The organism is Coleofasciculus sp. G2-EDA-02, from assembly GCF_040226375.1.
GTDB lineage: Bacteria > Cyanobacteriota > Cyanobacteriia > Cyanobacteriales > Coleofasciculaceae > Coleofasciculus.
In genome coordinates this window covers 1-21,998 of sequence record NZ_JAVKEW010000012.1, presented here as the reverse complement: position 1 = coordinate 21,998, position 21,998 = coordinate 1, and the positions used below count along the sequence as shown (strand labels likewise).

Here is a 21,998-nt window from a genome sequence, read left to right as displayed (position 1 = left end):
CCAAACCCTAACCATTCCCCCGCCAAGAACTCAAGTTCTTGGCTAAAAGCGCAAGTCGTCTTTAGACGACTCAAATTATTATAAAACAACCCCAAAATTTAGACACGTCTGTCTACATTGAAACAATCAACGGAGTTTAGTTGATGTCCTAATTACCCTGGCGTTAAACACTCATGGATGTAAGTTTTGAGTGGGAGATGGAAAAATTGTGTAGGGGCGGGTTTTACTACTATCTTTTGGGTTGCATCCAGATGTAAATAAACCCGCCCCGACTCAGGTTTTATGAGGAGAATTACCATGACCACCGCCGATCAGGTTAAACTGATTCAAACAGGAAATACCCAAACCCTAACCATTCCCCCGCCAAGAACTCAAGTTCTTGGCTAAAAGCGCAAGTCGTCTTTAGACGACTCAAATTATTATAAAACAACCCCAAAAGTTAGACACGTCTGTCTGCATTGAAACAATTAACGGAGTTTAGTTGATGTCCGGATATTGTATGACTGGGCAACCGCAAAACTGGCAGATGTGGAAGCCGAACAAGCCCAATTTATTGCCTTAGTTATTGGTGAATTCAGTAATCTGATCCAGCAGTTTCCTCTAGGGAGTCAAGCAACTAACCTGGAAATCGCGATTACGGGTTATGAAGTAGCGCTGATTCTCTTTACCCGCGAGAATCACTCAGAAAATTGGGCAATGACGCAAAATAATCTGGGTACTGCCTACTTATACCGAATCCGGGGAGAAAGGGCAGAGAATATCGAAAGTGCGATCGCATCTTTTCAAGCCGCCCTGGAAGTCTATACCCGTGAAGCTTTACCCCAAAACCATGCTGGAACCCAATTTAACCTGGGACTTGCCTACCGAAATGCCCAACAATTGGACAACGCCTATCATGCCTTTGCCACAGCGATTGATACCGTTGAATTCCAGAGAGTAGAGATTAGTTTAGGTACGGCTAATGATGCCGATAAACAGAAACTAGCGGAAGAATGGAATTCACTCTATTCCAATATGATCGAAGTCTGTCTAGAATTAGCAGACAATACCCAAGCCTGGGAATACATCGAACGCAGCAAAACCCGTAACCTGATTGAACTCCTCACCAGTCGCAGCCTTTACCCCGATGGCGAAATTCCCACCCAGATCAAAAGCCAATTGCAACAGCTACAGCAAGAGATTCTAATTGAACAGCGAGGGAGCATCCCATTTTGGAAACAACATCACCGAAAGCAACGATAGTTAAAGGGTTTCAGCCCTCTAAAAAGAGCTAACTTGCAAAATTGGGATGCTTCCAACAGCGACGCCTAAATCAGCAACAAGCGGCTAGAGAACAATCCCTATCGGAAAAATCGATAACATCAGACGAGATAGACTACAGCCATATCAACCAACTGCGCCAGCGCTATAACGAACTCTATCCCTATAAACCCCTCAAGTTTGACCAACTCTCTACACTGATTGATCAAAACACGGCAATTATCGAATGGTATATTTTCCCTGACTGTTTCCGTGCCGTGATTATTACGGCTGAACCCCCCCCCTAGCCCCCCCCTTATCAAGGGGGGGAACAAGACGCTATCAATCTCTCTGCTAATTCAACCCAGCCAGAAGACTCCAACCAATTCCCCCCTTTTGAAGGGGGGTTAGGGGGGATCTCCATTTACACATCCACCGCCGAAGACTTAGCCAGGGATAACTTAAAGCAACTCGGCAATCAACTTCCTGATGATGATATTGAGGATATCTCGAATCAACTGGAAAATTGGTAAAAAAAATCCGCCTACCGCCAGGAACTATTCCAGAGATACCAGCAACAACGAGAGGGGGTAACAGAGACAGAAATCAGAGATTTTCAAGTAACCATTGGTATTGGGGGAAGCAAATCTCCCACGCCAGCGAATCAACCCAGCCCAGCGGCGAAGGACATGATTATTAATAGTATTATAAGACATTCACCCCCATCTACCCCACAGACAAACCCACCCAATACTCAAGGTTCAAATTAAGCGATAGGAATGGAGGAAAAAGGGAATGACAAAGGCGGGGAACAAATACATTATCCATACTGAACGAGGATTAGCGATCGCGGGTACTCGAATCACGCTCTATGATGTGATGGATTACCTCAAAGCCGACTATCCACACAAATACATTCGCGATAGTTTTAACTTGACTGATGAGCAGATGAACGGAGTTCTTGCCTATATTGAAGCCCATCAAGCCGAGGTAGAAGCCGAGTATCAGGAGGTTTTACAAACAGCACAAGAGATTCGAGACTATTGGCAAGAACGCAACCGTGAGCGACTAGCTCAAATTGCAGCAGATCCTCCCCGTTCTGGATATGAAGCGGTTCGACTCAAGCTGATAGAACGGAGAATGCAGCGAGAAGCTAATAATAAATGATTATCGAGAATGTTGTGTGGAAAGATTGTATATATTGTAATTGATATTCAAGAGGGTAGGGGCGCAAGGCTTGCGCCCATTAAATGCACAGACGTGCGCCGATTAAATCTTATCTTGTGTCCATTGATCGGGTATGGCGTTGATTAAATATTGCACCGAAATCCGATGAAAAATAACCAATCAGAATTGACTCCGTATTACCATTTATAGTGGTCAAGGTGTGTTATGCTTCCCTTCGGGAACGCTACGCGAACGCTCTCCTCACGATGGCGGACTGACACAGCTAAAATGGTGGCATAGATTTTACGATTAAATAGGGCGCACGTCGGTGCGCCCCTACAATTTTAATTCACTGTAAACAGGGTACGGCAGTGCCGTGCCCCTACGGGTATTCTGTATTATAGGCTAATGAAAATGCCGGACATTTCCATCAACAAATGACCAATAACAAAAGACAAATGACCCATAACCAATAAATGAAAAACCTCAGCCTCAGCCTCTACGCCTTCCACCTGCGTCAAACCCTCACCGACGCCCCCGATCGCGCTTCCCATCGGTTTAATTCTGCGACAGATTCGACATCGACAAAAATAATCTAATAATCATCCTCCTCATCCAGCATAATCGTCTTTTCATGAGACACTTGTGTCTCTTCCTTCGCGCCCGCCTCTAGCGGCTCCTCCTCAGTTTCCGACTCATAGAACTCCCAATCGTCTATCTGTTCTGTCTCTCCAGCATACTGCTGTGTATCCGACACAGACGGTGGTTGTGCCATCTCATCCACTTGCTGCGTCTCCCCACTATACTGCTGTGTATCCGATATCGGGGCGTGGGTAACCCATTCATCCAGTTGCGCCGTCTCCCCAGCATATTGCTGTGTATCCGACACCGTAGCTTGGGCACTGAACTGCTCACGGTTAAACTGTTCAGTTTCCCCATCATAGTGATCGCTTCCTTGAGAGTAAATCGTCGGTAACATCGGTTCCCCTTCAGCACTCTCAATAAAAATCATCGGTTCATCTTCAAACAAATGCTCCTCTTCAATGGTTTTCATAAACGGAGATACAACCAACGATTGGTAATACACCTGAAATTCCTCCCAAGAAAAGAACGCCCCACTTTTAACCGCCAACTGTTTATTCGGTTCATCTAACTGGGCATCTACTAAACAAGCATTCGTCAAATTCGCCGAAGTCAAATGGGCACCCCGCAAATCCGCCCCCAACAAATTCGCCCCTTCTAACTGCGCCCCCTTAAGATCCGCATCCGCTAAATTTGCCCCAACTAAACTTGCCCAGGCTAAATTTGCCTGTTGTAAATTAGCCGCCGATAAATTAATCCCACTTAAATCAGCAGTAGACAAATCCGCCTGCCAAAGGTTAGCCTCTGCCAGCATCACCCGATGCAAACAAGCTTGAGATAAATGAATCTGAGCCAAACTTTGTCTCGCCCGTTGCCAAAACGTCGTCGGAGACAGGGCAACGGTGCGACCAATAAAACTTAACAATTGATCGGCATCAAAGTCTTGGGGAATCTCTGGATTGCCACAGGGCCAGAAGGGAAGATTCGCTTCTCTGGCTGCCGAACAGAGGACTAAAAACACATTTAATCCCACAGTGGCATCAATTTGTAACGTATTCAAGGGATTTTTCAGATCCCGCAACTGTTCGTGAACCTGGTGAGCCACCCCTTCATCAAACCAACGTCCGCGACAGTAGGCGCGATAGAAGCGATAGAGCCGTTGATATAGTACCGGGAAAGAAAAAGCATCCGCATTGCGCTTTTGCTCCCGTCGCAGTCTCTCTATCACCAATTCCTCAATTTGAGGAGACAATAAACCATATCCCAACAACCGATAAAGATGCTCAGCCACATGGATAGACGAGTCAATCACAAAGGAGACTTCCCCATACTGATTCGGCATCTTTTGCGCCAATACCTTCAGTTGTAGGGCAATTTCTTCGGCGGCTAAGTAGTCTCCTAAACTGGGATGAGAAAACTCAATCGACAGGGGTGCTGATGCCGCTTTCTGGGAGGCAGCGGATTGACGCACTGCTGGCTTCACCCCTTCCCCGGTTTTATCTCTGGGTTGGGTGCGGAAAAAGAATGTGGGTAAGGGTTGGGTAAAAGACTCCGGCGTCATTTCCTGAGGCTGGAACCGATTCTGGATCACCGTTTGCGTCACTTGATTTTGACCCGTTTGCAAAATCGTCAGTGCTGTCCCCTGCATTTGACGGCGTAACTTTTGCGGGGAACGTCCTTCTAAGAGATTCGCGATCGCTTCTAGAGAACGCCCCGCATGGGAAAACCCTTCTCGAATTAACTCTAATAAAGGTCCACTCCCACTCGCCGGTTCCCCCAGCAACCAGCGACAAATCCGGTCATAGATTTCAAACTTAACCTCAGCCGGACTCATTTTAAAGATGCGATCATCAATTAAGGCATCCCGATTTAAAATTCCCACCAAATACAGCATCAGGGGACGAGTCAGCAGCGCCACCAAGTCTGGATTCGGAGATTGCCTCTGAAACACGCCGCCATGTTTTAAGAAGTTAAAATACGACTGGGCAATCGACTTGGATTGCAGTCTTGCCCACTGGAGAAACCACTTGCGGAATTCCTCCTGCGCCATGGGTTCAATGGCAATGCGCTGGAGTCGGCTTTGTAGGGGAGGTAAACTACTATGGCGATATTTACGAGCCAACACCCCATTTAAGGTAATCGGACGACTCGTCAGGATAATCTTGTGACGAGGAAAACTCGACCCACTGATTTGGGTATGGAATCGCATCACCTGATCCATAAACGTCCACAAGTGACGCTCAGTCTGGGGAGAACGAGGCAATTCATTCAAACCATCTAAAATCAGCAAACAAGGGGGAGAACTGCGGGAAAACCAACCATCGGTATCCGTAAACCGTCCCACCGGAAATGCCGTCTCCAGGGTTTGCTCCAAGGTTTGACCTAAGGTAACATCCCGCAGGCGAATAATGACAGGCATCCACTGCGGATAAAGCTCTTGCGCCACATGGGCGGCTAACATCTGACAGAAACTGGTCTTGCCACAACCGCCATCGGCTTCGATTACGGCAATACTATTCTTATCATTCAGTTGAGCCATGACCCATGCCATTAAATCCGTCGGTGGGGAGGAAGCCGCCGCCAGATAGGCATGATCTAGATCCTGTTGGCGGCGCCGTTCCCGGTTTTCTTGTCCAATCGTGGCGGGGAGGCGTCTCCCTTTCAGGGGAACGTAGATTTCCTTGAGGGAAAACGGTTCAGCGAATAAGGGTTCACTTAAGGACACACACAGTTCTGCCCGATAATATTCCCGATCCAAATCCAGCATCAATTGGGGAGGCGAGAACTCTTGCTCCTCATCCTCGTCTTCTGGGGGAGTGTTGAGTGTATTACTTAAATGACCCAACCGGACAAACTTTTGCAGTTGCGCCAAGGGCAGTGCATTTTCGGCAATCACCCGGAGTAAATGACCCGGGAGTCCATTACTCAACCGTTGGGTTAATAACTTAGCTTCCGTTTCCTCCGCCCCATTCGCGACAAACCACGCGATCGCTAAATTATTCATCTGCTGCACCAGAAACGAATTCGCCACAGAGGACAAGGCTTGTTCTGCTTGGGAATCACTGAGTCGTCCGGGGCGCAAGGTTTTGAGCAGGGCAATCAATTGGGGTTCAACCAGGGGTTCATCGGTATTCGGTGACGCCGGGACTTGGGCGCGATTCACCCAGGGTCTTCGCAGTTGGGCTTCTTGCTCTAAAATTCCTTGTAAGGCGTTCAGATAAGCCACCTGAAAACTCAGCCAGGTGCCTTCACTCCGGCGTAATGGCTTCCTGCGACTCAAAATCCGCAGCAAGCCCACCGTTAACTGAGACAAAATCGGCGCCACTTGCCAAGCGACAGTTAACGGTAACTCCAACACTTCCGTCAAGACACTAATCGCAAAGGGATTAAGACTCTTGACCTCCATATCTTGGGCAATACGAAACGCAATACCCGCCAACTGGGCGTTATCCTCTCCCAGTTGGGCAAGTTCAATGTGGCGTTCTGCTAGCCAATGGCGAATGCTCAGGCTCATGCCACCCTAACTACTCCAAAACGATTCCTCATCCTATTGTGGACTCTATTGGACTAAGTACAAATCACCCTTGCCTTGTGGTTAATCGGGAATACAATAAACGGTGAACAATGAATTCTCAATTGTTTTCTATCTGTGTCCAAACAAGACTTGCCCCGATTTCATCTCCATACTTCCCAACCTGCTCGCCCACCTCGGGGACATAAGTTAGTCATCCGACTAGCAAGAGGCTCTAAGGCATCGAGTTTAGCAGAAACGGGACAATCAAACGCCGAAGTTTTCACAGACAGGCACTCCAACCCAGCCCGAGTTCGCCGCCAACGTGAGTTTTGGCAGTGGTCCTTGCTGTGGTTGATGATTGTGTCCGTTATCGGAAGCATGGTCATTGGTGGTATCCTATTACTCACTAAACTGCCACCCCCTGCCAATTGCGAGCGCATTTCTCCTTTATCCACGGATAGCGAACGAATATACTGCGCTCAACTTGCCGCCCAATCGGGGGAATTCGAGCAACTCCTGGAGGCGATCGCGATCGTCCAATATTGGTCGCCAAACCATTCTCTTTATCCCCAAGCGCAGGAACTGCTGCGGGAATGGTCCGAGATGGTGCTGCAATTTGCCAGAGACACTCTGAATCAGGGAAACTATGGTGATGCCCTGAACATGGCGATGCAAATTCCGGTAAGTAGTCCCCTGTATCCTGAAGCTCAAGCCCAAATCGCCACCTGGAAACAGGAACGAATACAGGCTCAGGCAATTGTTAGTCAGTTTCAAGATGCCCTGAAAGTTCAAAACTGGCAGCAGGCGGCTCAGCTAATGACTCAACTGTCACGCCTGAATGACCCCTACTGGAGTGTATCCCGCTATGATAGCCTGATGAAACAGTTGGCGGCGGAAAAAGAGGCTTGGACACAACTGCAAGAGGCACGGGATTTAGCCAAATCGAATCAACTGAGCCAGATTAAACTTGCGATCGCGTTGGCGGCAAAGGTTGATCCTAACAGCTATATTAAAGCTCAAGCTCAGAGTGATCTGTCGAATTGGAGTCGCACGTTACTCCAAATTGCTGCAGCTCGCTGCCAAAATCAGGATTATCAGGGGGTTATTGATATTGCCCAAGGGATTCCGATTAATACTTCTCTGTATCAAGAGGCTCAAGATTGGTTACGCTTAGGGCGGGCGGGCAAACTGGTGCAACAAAACACCATCCTCGCCTTCATTGATGCCTTAACCGCCGTTCGCCAACTCGATGCTAAAAGTCCGGTGCAAAAGCCAGCCGCCGCCCAAGCGGTTCAGTGGGAGGCTCAGCTGCAAGATCGCCTCCAGTTAAGTCTTGCCCAAATGACTGCCAGTTTCGAGCAACGCCCCCTGCTACAGATGGCAATCGAACAAGCTACCCTAATTACACCCGATCGCCCCCAACGCATCAGATCACAGACATACATTGCCCAGTGGCGCAAACAGATTCAACAAATCGATGATCGTAATACCCTCAGAATTGCCCAACAACTTGCAGCAGGTGGCACCATTGATCAGTTAAACGCCGCCGTCGCCCAAGCCCGTAAAATTGAGCTAGGTCAACCCTTACGCATCGAAGCCCAAAGCGCGATCGCGAAATGGAATCGCCAAATCGAAACCCTAGAAGATCAACCCATCCTCGATTTAGCCCGCGCCTTCGCCCAACGCCGGGATTTAATCGCCGCCATTTCCACTGCCAATCAAATTCGTCCGGGTCGAATGCTGTATGCTGAATCTCAAGCTGCGATCGCCCAATGGGTTGCCCAAATCCAAACCGCCCAAGATCGTCCCATCCTCGAAGCCGCCGCCGCCCTAGCCGCCCAAGGACGATTTGACGCCGCCATCGCCACCGCCGCCCAGATTCCCCCAGAACGAGCGCTCTACCAACAAGCCCAAGCCGCGATCGCTTTTTGGAAATCCCAATTCCCTAACCAATGACAAATGACGAATCAATCCACTCAAATCCTACTCATTGACGATGACCCAATTTTCCGATTAGGTTTAGTCACAGCGTTGGCAGCTTTTGCTGATTTAGAAGTTGTTGCTGAGGTTGATACAGCAACGGCAGCACTAGAACGCTTAACTACCTTACTACCCCAAGAACAAGTTAATTTAATCATTTTAGACTTGGCATTAGGGCGATCGCTGGGGAGCCCCCTAACCGGGCTATCCTTATGCCAGCAACTCAAGACCGATTATCCCGACCTACCCATCTTACTGCTAAGTGCCCCATCTGAACCCAATCAGCTTGCCGCCGCTAAAGGCTTAGGAGTAGAAGGCTACTGTGCTAAAGGATGTGCCATCACCTTAATTGTGGAAGCCATAGGACAAGTTAAAGCGGGTCAATCCTATTGGCAAATGTTACCCATCCCAACCCATTCATTACCTCCCCCACGTTGGCATAACCAATTACGCCAGTCAGGATTACAACAAATTGAAGCGGCTTTAAGACAGGTAACCGCGCAACTCCAACAGGGTAATTTATCCCGCCTCGATTGGTTATTTTGGACGGGACGCCGCCGAGAATTATTGACAGCCCGGTGGATCGTAAATCAGCTTTTACCCACAGATGGCGCAATTGTACCATCGGATAATAATTATGCCGAACCTTTACCCCGTTTAACCTCTTCATCTCCTCGTCCTCCTGTCCCCCAAACTTCTCTGCGCCAATCCTCCACAAGTGCCTTATCCAAAACCTCCTCTGAGGCGTTGCAGTTTCAACCCTCGACCCCCCAAGGGATGACATTAACCAAACTGGATTCAAGTTTGGCAAATTTGACCAACACTCCCTTAGAAATTGATATTCTGCAAGTAGAAAGACGCCGGGAATTACTTCGTACCATTCTGTACAAGTTTGAGGAGATGCTAGATGCCTTGCGCTTTTCCCAGGTGACTAGGGAGCAATTAACCCAGAAGCGATCGCGCTTGTTGCATGATTTGTGGCATGTTTCTTTAACTGACTTTTTTGGTCAATACTCGACCTTAGCCGTGGGCAATCAAATGATAGAAATGGTTGATATTTTGCGGCAAAATCGGGATATTGTGCAAAGGGCTATTTTGGATAAAATTCCTTTAGTGATTGAGTTAGTAGCCAATCGGCTATTTGAATCCCCGTTAATGATTGATAATGTGTCCTATCCGGCTCATACACCAGAAGCCATGGCGCGGGCAGAACTGTTATTACAAAATCTGATTATTCAAGTCGCTAATGGTGTAATTCAGCCGCTGTTAAATTCATTTTCGGATGTTGAAATAGTTAAACATAACTTTTATGATAAACGGTTGATATCTTCACGAGAAATTACTAGATTTAGGAATAATTTATCCTGGAAATATCGACGGGACGAATTAGTAGATGAACCCAGATCTATTTTTGAGAGTCGCTACAATTTGTTTGTCTTGAGCGATATTGGGATAAAAAAAGTGGCAATTTATTCCCCTCGGCGTCAAGAGTTAGAAGAGCTACAGGGTACTCAATTAGCCGTAACCATCGCCTATGAAATCCGGGATGCGATCGCGCCGCGTTTGCGGGGTATAGTTGGCTGGGTTGGCAAAGGCGTGGTTTATGTTTTGACGCAAGTCTTAGGAAGAGGTATTGGTTTAATTCTCAGGGGGGTTATTCAAGGCGTGGGTAGTGCATGGCAAGATACCTGGTTTAGCAAAAATGGAGAGCGGGGAAAGTAATATCAAATTCTGTTCAAGCGTAGGCGCGGGTTTCACCCATAACCTTTTGCCACCAACTGATAACGTGACTAAACCCGCCCTTTTCCCAGAGCCGGGAAAAAATTAGACGCTGACCGAGTAGTATTCTAGCCTTAGAACTATACTACACAAATAGGCATTCAGGAGCAAGTTTTAATCAAAAATTGCGATTGTTTTCTTGCCTGAATAGTCTAATCAACCAGGAGAGAAACCGGGAATCTTGACGAACATGTTGTTCAGACCAAATTGTACCATCAGGCATAATTGCCCCACTCCAATCTGCTCCATTAAGATTAGCCGCACTCACATCTGCGCCACTCAAATTTGCCCCCTGTAAATCTGTCTGTTCTAAGTTAGCCCAATTTAAGTCAGAGTTGCTCAAGTTTGCACATCTCAACTTAACGCGACTGAGGGTAGCCCAGTTCAAAATTACCCCACTCAAATTTGCCCCACTTAAATCCGCTCCCGTCAAATCTGCCCAACTCAGAATTTCTTCACTCAAATTGACACATTGAAAATCCCGTTGTCCTGATGCATACCGCTGCAACAGCTCCTCAGCCGTCATTTTTATCGATCTATATTTTCTCAATCGATTGTTTTGGATATGATAGACATTAGGCTTTATGGGTTCTTTACCGATACAGAAATAAGCAAGCTGCATACTGTTATATCCCCGATAAATTGACTTTGCAATTTTCTAGCATTTCGGGGAAAATGTAATTGAACTAAATCTTAAAATATAGTGAACGTGATCGCACTAAAAGCTAAACTAAAATCCGCTTTAAGCGTGACAGGAGAATCGCCGACACCTGACGTAAAGCAATGCATAAGAGTGATAAACGTCACAAAGGGGCGACGAGGGATTGGGGATTGGGGATTGGGGATTGGGGATTGGGGATTGGGGATTGGCGATTGGCGATTGGGGATTGGCGATTGGGGATTGGCGATTGGGCGAAGCTTATGCGCTCTTGTGTTGGCATAAAACCGAGACATCTGGGCGCATAAGCTTCGCCCCTACGAATGGCATAAAACCGAGACATCTGGGCGCATAAGCTTCGCCCCTACGAATTCTCCCCCATCCCATGCATCACGCCGATTTCATTTGGGAAATCTGTTCTGGTGACGTGAGAATCTCTACCCCATCTTGCGTGACAGCTATCGTATGCTCAAATTGAGCCGAAAGCTTACGATCTTTAGTCAGAGCTGTCCATTTATCCGCCATAATTTCCACTTCCCATGTCCCTTCATTAATCATGGGTTCAATGGTGAATACCATACCGGGACGTAGACGCTTTCCTTTACCGCGAGTACCATAGTGAGGAACCTGGGGAGCCGTATGAAATATCCGATTAATACCGTGTCCGACAAAATCTCGCACCACAGAAAAACCATTGGCTTCGGCGTATTCCTGAATAGCAGCCCCAATATCACCAATGCGATTTCCGGGTTTCACTGCGGCGATTCCCCGCATCATACATTCGTAGGTGACTTCAACCAGTTTTTTGGCGGTGGGTGAAGGTGTACCGACAAAGAAGGTTCGAGACGTATCCCCGTGAAATCCATCCAGAATCGGGGTCACGTCAATATTGATAATATCCCCGTCTTGGAGAATTTGTTTAGCACTGGGGATACCGTGACAGACGACTTCATTGATACTGGTACAAATTGACTTGGGAAAGTCATGATACCCCAGAGGAGCGCTTTTTGCTCCATTTTCTTGAGTCCAGCGTTCGGCTTCATCATTAAGTTCCAAAGTACTCACCCCTGGCTGAATCATGGGTTCAATGTGATCCAGGAGTTTGGCGGCTAAGCGTCCAGCTTGACGCATTTTTTCGATTTCTCGGCTCGATAGGAGAACAATTCTTTCTGGTGCCATGAGTATTTATGCGGTTATTTCCCTATTCAACGAGGGGTGTATCTGTTTGAGTCTTTCTTCACTTTACTAGGATCGCTTGCCTATTCCCCACGCTTCGTTGAATATTGACAGGGTTATTCGTCATTCTGGAAGCCCCATGCCGTCCTGATAAGGCGGCGATGGGATGGATAGGGCAAGGGTTTCCATCCCCATCCAATCAATTCTTATGCCTTGGAGCCTTCTACCTGGTAATCCTCTACCTTCTTCATCAACTCTTTACATTAGAATTCAGCAATTACCCGACTATTCTGTTGAGTGTCGCTTAAAATAATAAGTGAGTTGTTATACTCATTAAAAAGGTAAGAATAACAATTTAGGTCGGCTAAGACATATTTAAATTACCTATTGCTTGTTCCCTGTTCACTTTGCCAAAATCTAAATAGGTGGTTTGAAGGGACAACAGCTTAGTCACATCAACAGCCTAATAGTCTGTCCGTTTAACAACGGTTTAATTTATACTGATTTGTCTTCCTTCGCTGTGGGTGCAAAATGTACTTGGATCAATCTCTGCTACGTTTAACGGCGTAACAATTTTAACCAAATCTTATCCCTTGAATATCTATAACTAATCATCGGAGATAGTAAGCCGATTTTTTTTGAGATGCCATGACAGAGCTAGCCCTAATCCGCAAACCCATTATTCAACCGACTGAAATCCTGAGTCAGTTAAAAACAGGACAACTCCTCAGGGTAAATAGTACTCATGGTAATGCTATAATCATACGTCATCGTCATCATGCAGAACTTGCAGGTCCTGGTGCTGCCGTTGGTGGAGTTTTCGATGCAGATTGCACGCGAGTGATTCCCATTGGTACGCTTTCGTTAGTGTATCCTGAATCGCGGTACGAACGCCAGAAAGCTTATATATTAAGGCAGCGCTGGATTTTGTTTACTCAACATGCCATGACAACTTATGTGCCGCTACACCGTGCCAAAATCTTATTAAGTTTACTCTATAAATATTTCGACGCCCAGCTTATTGATGAACTCTCAGATGAGGTGATTGCTCAGTTAGTTGGGGTTTTGCCAAAAACGATTGATAGGGTGCGTCGCTCTGGTATGTCACAGACTTTCAGAAAACCCCAGCCGATAGAATCCCTAGGGGTTTGACTCAAGTAACAGTAATTATGGTATGATGAACGAGGCTACACTTGCCGCCCTTAGCGCTTCTTAGGGGAACAATTTTCTGTTGGCACATAAAACTGCTATAGTTTAAACTAATCTTTTAAGAATTGTTCGTTAATTGTAAGCAACCCCGGTCTAAAGCTTGCCCTCGATCGAAGCGAAGGGACACAGGGTTTCCCACAACGAAGGAGTTTTTATGAAATTCGTTAACGAGTTAAAAACGCCGGCTCTCTGGCAAAAGCTACAATGGGTTTTTGATCCGGTTGGTTATATGGAGAGTGCTGCCCAGGGTCATCCTGACCTATTCACGGCTCGGATTAGCTCGGAAAAACCCTTTGTTTTTGTCCACCATCCCCAAGCCTTACAGCAAATTTTAATCAATGATAGACAGAAGTTAACGGCTCCCGGTCATTTGAATACAATATTACAACCTTTAGTTGGTCAATACTCTCTATTGCTGTTAGACGGGGAAAGCCACAAACGAGAGCGAAAACTTTTGATGCCTTCCTTTCATGGCGATCGTATGCAAGTCTATGGGAAGTTAATTGCTCAACTCACAGAAAAGGTAATCAATCAACTTCCCCTGGATAAACCATTTAAAGCCCTTGATGTTACCCAAATGATCACCATAAAGGTGATTATGCAAGTGATATTTGGACTCTATGACGGAGAACGCTGTGAACAGATTATCCAAAAATCTCGTGCTTTACTACGGTTCATGAATTCTCCATTAACTGCCAGTTTGCTATTTTTTGAATCCCTGCAAAAAGATTGGGGGATATGGAGTCCTTGGGGATATTTTTTACAATTGCAGAAGCAACTGGATGATTTACTTTATGCCGAAATTAGCGAACGCCGCCAAAACCCTGATCCAAATCGAACGGATATCCTTTCTCTACTCATGTCGGTTCGAGATGAAGCCGATCAAGAAATGACCGATCAAGAGTTGCGCGATGAATTGCTTACATTTTTGTTAGCAGGTCATGATACAACAGCACTGGCAATGGCTTGGGGATTATATTGGATTCATCGTTACCCTGAGGTTCGAGAAAAACTAATTCAGGAGTTGAATAGCTTAGGAGATACACCTGATCCTCTAAGTATTTTTAGACTCCCTTATTTGACTGCTGTGTGTAATGAAACGCTACGGATTCATTCCATTGCGATGTTAAGTTTCCCCAGGGTAGTACAAGAACCGATTGAGTTATTCGGACATCAGTTAGATACAGGGACAATACTCATGGGTTGCTTGTATCTTACCCATCAGCGAGAGGATCTCTATCCAGAACCGAAAACGTTTAAGCCCGAACGATTTCTAGAACGTCAGTTTTCTCCATCTGAATTTATTCCCTTTGGGGGTGGAACCCGTCGTTGTATGGGTGAGGCGTTAGCCCAGTTTGAACTCAAGTTAGCTTTAGCCAAAATTGTGTCATCCTACGAACTGGAATTAGCGGAGAATCGACCTGTAAAACCCCAACGTCGAGGTGTTGTACTGGCGCCTAAAGGGGGTGTAAAAATGATCCTCAAGGGTAAACGGACTTCTCAAAATAAAAAGAACGCTTCCTTGAGTTTAGTTTCAACAACCCTGACTTAGCTAACGCTTGAAGTCAGGGATTGCCGGACAAACGGACCCTTTAAACCGTTGAATACCGCATAGAGTCTAAACCTGGTACAAACTCTTGGATACTTCCCTAGTCCAAGTTATCTTTAAGGCTTTTTGTCGAGTCGCTATTCAGTTAGGACATCTTGGTTTAGATGCGGGAAGGGACTACACACTTTCACTCGTGAGGTTTATCACCATGCTACGAGTACCAGTTCTATCAAAATCGGGCAAGCCATTAATGCCAACCAAAGCTAGTAGAGCTAGACGTTGGTTAAAAGAAGGTAAAGCCAAAATTGCACACAACGACTTAGGATGTTTTGCCATTCAGTTAACCTTTGAAACAGAGGAGGATACTCAGCCGATAGCCATAGGTATAGACTCCGGCAAGTGTTACTCAGGCGCCGCCGTTCAATCGAGCCTTGCTACCCTTTGGATGGCTCATTTAGTCCTACCGTTCAAAACAGTTAAAGAGCGGATGGAGTTACGGCGGGTTATGCGTCGAGCAAGACGAGGAAGGCGGATTAACCGAAAGTTACCCTACTCTGAGCGGTGTCATCGTCAAAAGCGGTTTGATAATCGCAAGCAAGCCAAACTACCTCCCTCAATTCGAGCCAATAGACAGTTAGAGTTACGGGTAGTCAAAGAGATGTTTAAGTTGTTCCCCGTCAGCGCCATTCATTATGAGTTGGTTATGGCTGACGTAGACAGAACCAGTGGTCGTAAATCGGCTCGGTCTGGCGTTGGCTTCTCTCCAGTCATGGTCGGTCAAAAACAAATGTTGACTTGGTTGTCTAAACTAGCTCCAGTGACAACCCACCAAGGATGGCAAAGGGATGGTAATGGAACTAGCCAACTTAGACAGTGGCTAGGATTAGCCAAAGACAAGAAAAACAAAGCTTGCTCTACACCAGCGACACACGCCGTTGATGGTGTGACCCTAGCCGCGTTTGAGTTTACACAATGGCGAGAATGGCACTCTAATCAGGCTAAATATGGCAACTGGTGTGGTGATGTTCAAATCACACCTGCGCCATTTGCAGTAATCCGCAGACCACCAATTAGCCGCAGACAATTACACTTGTGCGTTCCATCCAAGGGTGGTAAACGGCGCAAGTATGGCGGTACAGTTACCCGTCATGGGTTCAGAAAGGGCGACAAGGTTTTAGCTGAAAAAGCTGGAAAGGCTTACATCGGCTGGTGTTCTGGAGACACTGAGAAGCAGGTTTCAGTTAGCGATGCTAGCTGGAAAAGACTTGGGCAGTTTACTGCCAAGAAAGTTCAGTTGTTGCAGCGAAGCACGGGGTTAATCGTCGTGCCTACAACTGGATTGTCAAATCTCCCCTTATTGAAAGGGTCGATTTGACCTCTATCCCTCTCTACCCTGCTTCGCTGAGGGTAGAGTCTCACGAGATATACGATGAATGCCACTGAAATTTTGGCTGGTGGGCATTGCCCACCCTACGGTATATCAAAGGTTTTGGCACTACCAAAATGCTTATTTTAATTAAAAAATTAGTTGATAAAGGGCGATTGGTTTTTCGCTTTCCTCAAATTGTCGCTGTCCCATCGGTTGCGGCGGCTGGGGTAGATGGTTCGCGATCGCCTCATAAACGTTATGAGACATACAAATCCCGCCAGGAGGGGCTTCTGCGGTGAGATGATGGGCAATTTTGACACCGGGTCCACTAACGCCTGTGTAACAAAAAATAACATCTTCCCAATGGATGCCAATCCGATAATAGAGTTCTGGATTTGAGTCCCTTTGAATGGCTGATTGAAGGGTTAATTGAATCTCTTGGGCAAAGTTAACCGCTTTCAGGGAACTGGGAAACAGAATTAACATTCCCTGATCAATTGATTTGAGAATTTTACCGTCAAATTCTTGAGCAAGCTGGACAAACAATTGCAAGTCTTGGTAAAGTTGATTAAAAGTAGTTTCCGGATGCGCCAGCAGGTTAGTGGTTAAGTTGACCCCCTCAATCACCACCAGGCTAGCTGGGTGGGTTTCTGGGGATAATTTCAAGCCAAGGGGTTTTAGGCGATCGCGAAAATACTGGTGATACAATTGACAAGGCAGACTAACCTTGCCCTGATCAACCCGCACCAGTCCCAAATTCTGCAAGCGAAGGGTAATAATGGGATCAAATTCTACAGGTGTTGATGAATTAACCACTTGCATCAAGGCACTCATCAGTTCTGGATCATGATGGAGATACCATAAGCACTGGTGCAAATGCTCCCGATAAATGTTTGTTTCCCCTGTAACGGTTGCCAAGAATTGGTCAATGGGAATCTTTTCTGTTTTAATCGCATTTAAAGTTAGCTGGACAAGATAAGGATGACCCCCTAAAAGCTGATACAATTGCTTGACCTGCTGGGGTTGCCAACTGAATCCATGGCGAATCACTAAATCTTGGACTTGTTCCCTGGTAAACTCTGGCAACTGAATCGATAATTCTGCTGTAAACTCTATAGAATTAGCCCCAGACATGGCGTAAACTTCAGTAGAATGCACAATCACTAGGCGCAGGTTTTGCCAAATCTGGCTACATCTATCCCCATAGCTGGCTTTTTCACCCCAGGTTTGCAGCAAACTAAAAAATTCGCTAGCAATTTCTGGATAGTTAAATAGCACATCAGCGTCGTCTAATGCTAAAACCAAGGGATTAGCGAGTTTTGGTAATAGATAGGTTTCAAAGTAATAGGTGCTGTTGGCATTTCCGCCATATATATCATCCCAATAGATTGGCACTTGATGAGGTAAATCCAACCCCCGTGTCACAACCGCGCAGAACCATTGCAGGAATCGATTTAAATCACTGAATATAGAGGACTCTGCTAGTTGAACATTTAAGGCGATTGTATCAAAGCCTTCCTCTCTAGCTTGCTGAAGGATGCGCGTCATCAGAGAGGTTTTACCCATCTGTTTAGGGGCAACAATTTGAATGGAACTCCCCGGTTGCACCAGGGTTTCGTGACAAAGGGATTCAATGGGCAGACGTTCGATATAAAAGGGAGAATCGAGAGGGACTGGACTTTTGAGCGGAACTTGATCATAATTAGATGATTTGCTGTCTGCTTTGGTATAATCATTAGGGTTAAGCGTCAGATCAAAGGCGCTGAAATAAGACATCAACGTTTTGCGATCAACAGGTATTGTGCGCCGTCGTACCTTGATCAGGGTGTTTGGGCTTAAATGGGTACGTTCACTTAATTGTTCCAGGGTGTAGGGTTTGCCCCCATTATCTTGAAATACTGATTTGCGCTGCGCTGCATTTAGGCGTTGCCAACCTTGAACGGAAAGAATAACTCCCCGTTGACGCTGGGGAGGCTGATGTCTTCGTGGCATTCAGGTTAAAGGTCAGAATTTGGTTAGACCGTTTATTTTAAGCGGAAAACGTGAAAAAACGGTGAACGCTTTACCTGAACCCGCCGAATTTTCCATCAACATCACCAAGTTAGTCGTTAAGTTGTGAACTTAACTTGTGATCTTGCGTTGTATTATTTGGGGAGTAAGGGCAAACTGCAAGAAACAAGTTGATAAGGCAAGTGCCTTAGTGATTACAATGATGGGCATTATCGGTACTTTAAGTGACGTATCCTTACCTGAGATTTTTCAGTTACTTGAAAAGGGCAAAAGAACGGGACTGCTGACGATTCGTGCTTTTCCTCCAGCCACTGTGACTTACTACATCTGGGTCAAACAGGGTCACATTGTCGCGGCGGCGCATCGGCGAGATGGGCAAGGTTTAATTTCCCTTATTGCCAAATGTAAATTGGTTAGCGATCGCGTGTTAACTAAACTGGTTCAATGGTGTTGTCCTGTCAATCAGCCATTAGGCGTATGTTTAAAAGAACAAGGGGTTTTAACTCGCTTAAATTTAGAACAACTGTTTCAAATTCAACTGTTGCAGCAATTGTCTGTGCTTTTTCAACTGCAAGATGGTTCTTTTCGATTTGATTCCATGGCTGTAATTCCCACTCAAGAAATGACCGGGTTAAGTATTCCGGCGACAGAAGCAACTTTAATGGGATTGCGTGTTTTACCCAATTGGGATATTTTGGCGGCTAAATTACCTGATCCGAATCACGGTTTACTCAGTACAATTGCCGGTTATCCTTCCTATCGGCTAGATACATTAGAATGGCAAATTTGGCAGTATAGTAAAGGGGCTGTATCTCTTCATGCCATTGCCCAACATCTAAAATTTCCCGTAGAACAGGTTCAACATATTGCCTTTAGGTTGATTAGTATGGGGTTGGCTGAAGCAATACCTTAAAGCCCTTTCTTAGTAAGCGCTTTATCAATGGATAATTAATAATTGATAATTGACAATTGATTAATTGGGTCTAAGACCTCTTCGTTTACGAAGAAATTAAAAAAGATTTTCCTTAATTTCAATCCTCTTCTTTTAAGGAGAGGTCATTATCCATTGTTCATTATCCATTGTCAATTTTTGAACCCTTGTTTCCCCTAATATTAATCGGATAACTGCATACGCTTTAAGCCTATCCTTGCCGCATTAAACAGCAATAGCCCTAAAACGATCAGGATCAGTACCCATAACCAGACACCCGACCAACCTGTCCCTCGAACGTAAGCATCGCGGGTAACTTCGATATAATAACGCGCTGGGACAACATTAGAAACCAAAGACAAGGGAAAGGGAATATTACTCAGAGGATAGATAAATCCTGATAGCAGTAATGCCGTTAAAAAGCCAATTAATGCCACAGCTTGAACAGCGGCATTTTGACTCGCTGCCCGCACACCGACCAAAAGCCCAAAGCTGACACTATCGGCTAAGAAGATCAGCGTACTGACGAATAAGGGTGTGGGATCGCCAGCAAACCCTAAGCCCCAAATTAATGAGCCTAACCCCATAATAAAGAATGCCTCGCTAATGCCAATCATGAGATAGGCTAAGCCTTTGCCTAAGAGTAATTCTAAAGCGGTGAGACTAGATGCATAAACTTGTAATATTGTTCCCTTTTCTTTTTCCCTTACCATGGCAACTGCCATCAGCAAAGAGGGATAAATCCATAAAATCAAGGCATAAAGTCCGGGTACAATATAAAGCGATTCTTGCCGTCCCGGATTGAACCATATCCGCACCCTAGCGTTGATTTTTTCGGTTAGAGGTTGTAAGCCAGAACGCTGTAAAAAGAATTGAGTGGTTGCCTGAATACTATTTTTAATCACACGGGCATTATTGGTATCTGTGCCATCGACGAGAACTTGTACATTTGTTGGTTTATCTGCTTTAATCTGGCGGGTAAAATCAGGGGGAATAATTACCGCAACTTTGGCAATTCCTTGGTCAATTACGGATTGAGGGTCAATCGTTTGCAGATTGGTGTTTTCTGGAAATGCTGGCTTAAATTGATTCGTGGCAAACAACCGTTCGATATAGGAACGACTCAGGGGAGTTAAATCAAAATCTTGCACAAATAGAGGAATATCTTTGGCTTCTAGACGAATGGCAAAGCCGAAAATAAGTAATGTCATTAGGGGGAGAATAAATGCCAGCGCCAAGGTCAGGCGATCGCGCTGAAATTGGGCGAGTTCTTTGATACATTGAGATAAGATGCGTTTCATGTTATCAATGGATAATTGATAATTGACAATTGACAATTGACAATTGATAATGGATAATTGACAATTGATTAATTGGGTCTAAGACCTCTTCGTTTACGAAGAAATTAAAAAAGATTTTCCTTAATTTCAATCCTCTTCTTTTAAGGAGAGGTCATTATCCATTGTTGATTATCCATTGTCAATTTGTCAATACACTTCTTATCCCCAGGTAAGCTCTTATACTCTACACCCCACAACCTACACTTTGGGTGGATAGGTAACAAATATAGCTTGACCTATCCAATAGCCTTTCATCTGCTCAAAGGTCAGGATTTGACGCCCATAAAGTGGGTTACCAATGGTTACAGTTCGCGCTTTGCCATCAATTGATAATAGGGCGACAGCATGGTTAAATATCACTCCATCGACAGGTTCTTTGACAGTTAGTACCGCTGGTTTATCCGTGGCAATTAAATCATCAAGAGTGAGACCCCATTGATAGCTTGGCGCTAAACCGAGCTGCTCCATTGCCTGAATTGTACCTAATGAGTAAGTCCCTTTTTGCGTTGTATGGGTGAGTTTAACTACATCCCGTTCCGATAAATTGGGGTCTAATCCTACAAATCGGGCTAGTGTGGCGATACTGGCTGGAACGCAGGTATGAGAGGTTGTTTGCAGAACTACTCCTTCAAGAACTAAGGGTTCACTGGCGATTCCAGTCATGGGGAAGGTGTAATATAGAATTATCCCCAACGGGATTATCATTCCCAAGACTATTCCGACTAACAGACGTAACTGTTGGCGAGAACGTTTTCCTGACAATTCAATTGATATGACTAACCCCAGAGTTAAGCAACCCAACGCTAAGATGATGGGCTGATGATAAGCACCAAGATATAAGCGAACAATTAAGGGTAAAAGGCGATAAATATTAAATTGTCCGCACAGAAGAATGAACGTCGCCATTGTCGCGATCGCGAGAAACATCCGATTAATCTGGCGGCGGTAATTTTTAGGGTTATGGGATGCGGCTAACCGATTTCCCACCATCGCACCACTACTGAGAGGAATCAGGCAAAACAGAGTAAGAAATAGAATAGGATAGTGCGATCGCATTGCCCAAAGGGTTAGGCACATTCCTACCCCATAAGCAGCGAGGAGGAGTTGAGATAAGGTGATACGCGGTTTAAGTTGAAGTTTAAGTAGACTGTTCATTGTTGTTTCGACAACAGCAGCTTGGATGAATTTGCTCTGATAACTTGTAAGCCTTTTAACTCAACTAGGATGGCTATAGTGAGCGGGAGCACTCACCAAAGAAAGCTGCTGTATGGGTAGTAAATCCGTGGCGAGTGGAGTCTACTGCGGTATATCTCCTACTGAGTCGGGGTTATGCAATAGTTGGGCTTTGGGATGGGTGACCGAAAATTGGGGATACAAGCCCCGTCCTTATAGGGCGGCTTTTTATTTGATAAATCGTCCTGTTATTTTGTCAAACAGTTGTATAATGGTGTTAGGAGGTGATGCAATTGTTTAATTTAACCTACGAGTTCAAACT

At 45.6% G+C, this 21,998-nt stretch carries 17 protein-coding genes; 11 read left to right on the top strand and 6 right to left on the bottom strand.

The window, feature by feature from the left end; genetic code table 11:
- Positions 1-495 precede the first annotated feature (495 nt).
- The 4 genes from RLO19_RS00910 (at position 496) to RLO19_RS00895 (ending at position 3,005) form a co-directional block, all read left to right on the top strand.
- A complete protein-coding gene (locus RLO19_RS00910) occupies positions 496-1,242 on the top strand; it encodes a hypothetical protein (protein ID WP_446353003.1) in 747 nt (248 codons plus the stop codon).
- A gap of 41 nt (positions 1,243-1,283) precedes the next feature.
- The gene (locus tag RLO19_RS00905; protein ID WP_446353001.1) at positions 1,284-1,547 is read left to right on the top strand and encodes a hypothetical protein; all 264 of its coding nucleotides are present in this window, start codon (positions 1,284-1,286) and stop codon (positions 1,545-1,547) included.
- A gap of 487 nt (positions 1,548-2,034) precedes the next feature.
- Positions 2,035-2,406: a DUF433 domain-containing protein gene (locus RLO19_RS00900; RefSeq protein WP_446352999.1), complete on the top strand. Its 372-nt coding sequence runs from the start codon at positions 2,035-2,037 to the stop codon at positions 2,404-2,406.
- A 476-nt stretch (positions 2,407-2,882) separates the two neighbouring features.
- A complete protein-coding gene (locus RLO19_RS00895) occupies positions 2,883-3,005 on the top strand; it encodes a hypothetical protein (protein ID WP_446352997.1) in 123 nt (40 codons plus the stop codon).
- Here RLO19_RS00895 and RLO19_RS00890 read toward each other — a convergent pair.
- Positions 3,002-6,502, bottom strand: coding sequence for an NACHT domain-containing protein (locus RLO19_RS00890; RefSeq protein ID WP_446352996.1), 3,501 nt, complete (start codon positions 6,500-6,502; stop codon positions 3,002-3,004). The genes RLO19_RS00895 and RLO19_RS00890 overlap by 4 nt on opposite strands.
- 135 nt (positions 6,503-6,637) lie before the next feature.
- Between RLO19_RS00890 and RLO19_RS00885 the strand changes: the two genes are divergently transcribed.
- Both RLO19_RS00885 and RLO19_RS00880 read left to right on the top strand, forming a co-directional pair.
- Complete coding sequence (locus RLO19_RS00885) at positions 6,638-8,458, top strand: hypothetical protein (protein ID WP_446352994.1); 1,821 nt, start codon at positions 6,638-6,640, stop codon at positions 8,456-8,458.
- A 3-nt stretch (positions 8,459-8,461) separates the two neighbouring features.
- Complete coding sequence (locus RLO19_RS00880) at positions 8,462-10,204, top strand: DUF3685 domain-containing protein (protein WP_446352993.1); 1,743 nt, start codon at positions 8,462-8,464, stop codon at positions 10,202-10,204.
- 175 nt (positions 10,205-10,379) lie between these two features.
- Here RLO19_RS00880 and RLO19_RS00875 read toward each other — a convergent pair whose 3' ends face one another.
- The gene (locus RLO19_RS00875) at positions 10,380-10,787 is read right to left on the bottom strand and encodes a pentapeptide repeat-containing protein (RefSeq protein ID WP_446352991.1); all 408 of its coding nucleotides are present in this window, start codon (positions 10,785-10,787) and stop codon (positions 10,380-10,382) included.
- 257 nt (positions 10,788-11,044) lie between these two features.
- On the opposite strand from RLO19_RS00875, the gene RLO19_RS00870 reads away from it, so the two are divergent.
- Entirely contained in the window at positions 11,045-11,227 is a 183-nt protein-coding gene (locus RLO19_RS00870; RefSeq protein ID WP_446352989.1) for a hypothetical protein, read from the top strand.
- Between the two features lie 82 nt (positions 11,228-11,309).
- Here RLO19_RS00870 and map read toward each other — a convergent pair whose 3' ends face one another.
- Positions 11,310-12,098, bottom strand: coding sequence for a type I methionyl aminopeptidase (map, locus tag RLO19_RS00865; protein WP_446352987.1), 789 nt, complete (start codon positions 12,096-12,098; stop codon positions 11,310-11,312).
- 645 nt (positions 12,099-12,743) lie between these two features.
- On the opposite strand from map, the gene RLO19_RS00860 reads away from it, so the two are divergent.
- The 3 genes from RLO19_RS00860 (at position 12,744) to RLO19_RS00850 (ending at position 16,228) form a co-directional block, all read left to right on the top strand.
- Positions 12,744-13,247 (top strand): hypothetical protein, encoded by a 504-nt coding sequence (locus tag RLO19_RS00860; RefSeq protein WP_446352984.1) that lies wholly within the window; start codon positions 12,744-12,746, stop codon positions 13,245-13,247.
- 211 nt (positions 13,248-13,458) lie between these two features.
- Positions 13,459-14,856 (top strand): cytochrome P450, encoded by a 1,398-nt coding sequence (locus RLO19_RS00855; protein WP_446352982.1) that lies wholly within the window; start codon positions 13,459-13,461, stop codon positions 14,854-14,856.
- Positions 14,857-15,061: 205 nt separating this feature from the next.
- A complete protein-coding gene (locus RLO19_RS00850; protein ID WP_446352980.1) occupies positions 15,062-16,228 on the top strand; it encodes an RRXRR domain-containing protein in 1,167 nt (388 codons plus the stop codon).
- Positions 16,229-16,369: 141 nt separating this feature from the next.
- Here the strand turns inward: RLO19_RS00850 and RLO19_RS00845 are convergent, their stop codons facing one another.
- Positions 16,370-18,214 carry an AAA-like domain-containing protein gene (locus RLO19_RS00845; protein ID WP_446352979.1) on the bottom strand — a complete coding sequence of 615 codons (1,845 nt, stop codon included), beginning with the start codon at positions 18,212-18,214 and terminating at the stop codon, positions 16,370-16,372.
- A 136-nt stretch (positions 18,215-18,350) separates the two neighbouring features.
- Between RLO19_RS00845 and RLO19_RS00840 the strand changes: the two genes are divergently transcribed.
- Complete coding sequence (locus tag RLO19_RS00840) at positions 18,351-19,145, top strand: DUF4388 domain-containing protein (protein WP_446352977.1); 795 nt, start codon at positions 18,351-18,353, stop codon at positions 19,143-19,145.
- Positions 19,146-19,345: 200 nt separating this feature from the next.
- Here RLO19_RS00840 and RLO19_RS00835 read toward each other — a convergent pair whose 3' ends face one another.
- Both RLO19_RS00835 and RLO19_RS00830 read right to left on the bottom strand, forming a co-directional pair.
- Entirely contained in the window at positions 19,346-20,464 is a 1,119-nt protein-coding gene (locus tag RLO19_RS00835) for an ABC transporter permease (RefSeq protein ID WP_446352976.1), read from the bottom strand.
- 237 nt (positions 20,465-20,701) lie between these two features.
- Positions 20,702-21,658 (bottom strand): cysteine peptidase family C39 domain-containing protein, encoded by a 957-nt coding sequence (locus RLO19_RS00830; protein WP_446352974.1) that lies wholly within the window; start codon positions 21,656-21,658, stop codon positions 20,702-20,704.
- Positions 21,659-21,998 lie beyond the last annotated feature (340 nt).

Coding starts and splice junctions, on each gene's coding strand:
- RLO19_RS00900 (WP_446352999.1), top strand. CDS start 2,035: ATGACAAAGGCGGGGAACAAATACATTATCCATACTGAACGAGGATTA.
- RLO19_RS00895 (WP_446352997.1), top strand. CDS start 2,883: ATGAAAAACCTCAGCCTCAGCCTCTACGCCTTCCACCTGCGTCAAACC.
- RLO19_RS00890 (WP_446352996.1), bottom strand. CDS start 6,502: ATGAGCCTGAGCATTCGCCATTGGCTAGCAGAACGCCACATTGAACTT.
- RLO19_RS00880 (WP_446352993.1), top strand. CDS start 8,462: ATGACGAATCAATCCACTCAAATCCTACTCATTGACGATGACCCAATT.
- RLO19_RS00875 (WP_446352991.1), bottom strand. CDS start 10,787: ATGACGGCTGAGGAGCTGTTGCAGCGGTATGCATCAGGACAACGGGAT.
- RLO19_RS00870 (WP_446352989.1), top strand. CDS start 11,045: ATGCATAAGAGTGATAAACGTCACAAAGGGGCGACGAGGGATTGGGGA.
- map (WP_446352987.1), bottom strand. CDS start 12,098: ATGGCACCAGAAAGAATTGTTCTCCTATCGAGCCGAGAAATCGAAAAA.
- RLO19_RS00860 (WP_446352984.1), top strand. CDS start 12,744: ATGACAGAGCTAGCCCTAATCCGCAAACCCATTATTCAACCGACTGAA.
- RLO19_RS00855 (WP_446352982.1), top strand. CDS start 13,459: ATGAAATTCGTTAACGAGTTAAAAACGCCGGCTCTCTGGCAAAAGCTA.
- RLO19_RS00850 (WP_446352980.1), top strand. CDS start 15,062: ATGCTACGAGTACCAGTTCTATCAAAATCGGGCAAGCCATTAATGCCA.
- RLO19_RS00845 (WP_446352979.1), bottom strand. CDS start 18,214: ATGCCACGAAGACATCAGCCTCCCCAGCGTCAACGGGGAGTTATTCTT.
- RLO19_RS00835 (WP_446352976.1), bottom strand. CDS start 20,464: ATGAAACGCATCTTATCTCAATGTATCAAAGAACTCGCCCAATTTCAG.
- RLO19_RS00830 (WP_446352974.1), bottom strand. CDS start 21,658: ATGAACAGTCTACTTAAACTTCAACTTAAACCGCGTATCACCTTATCT.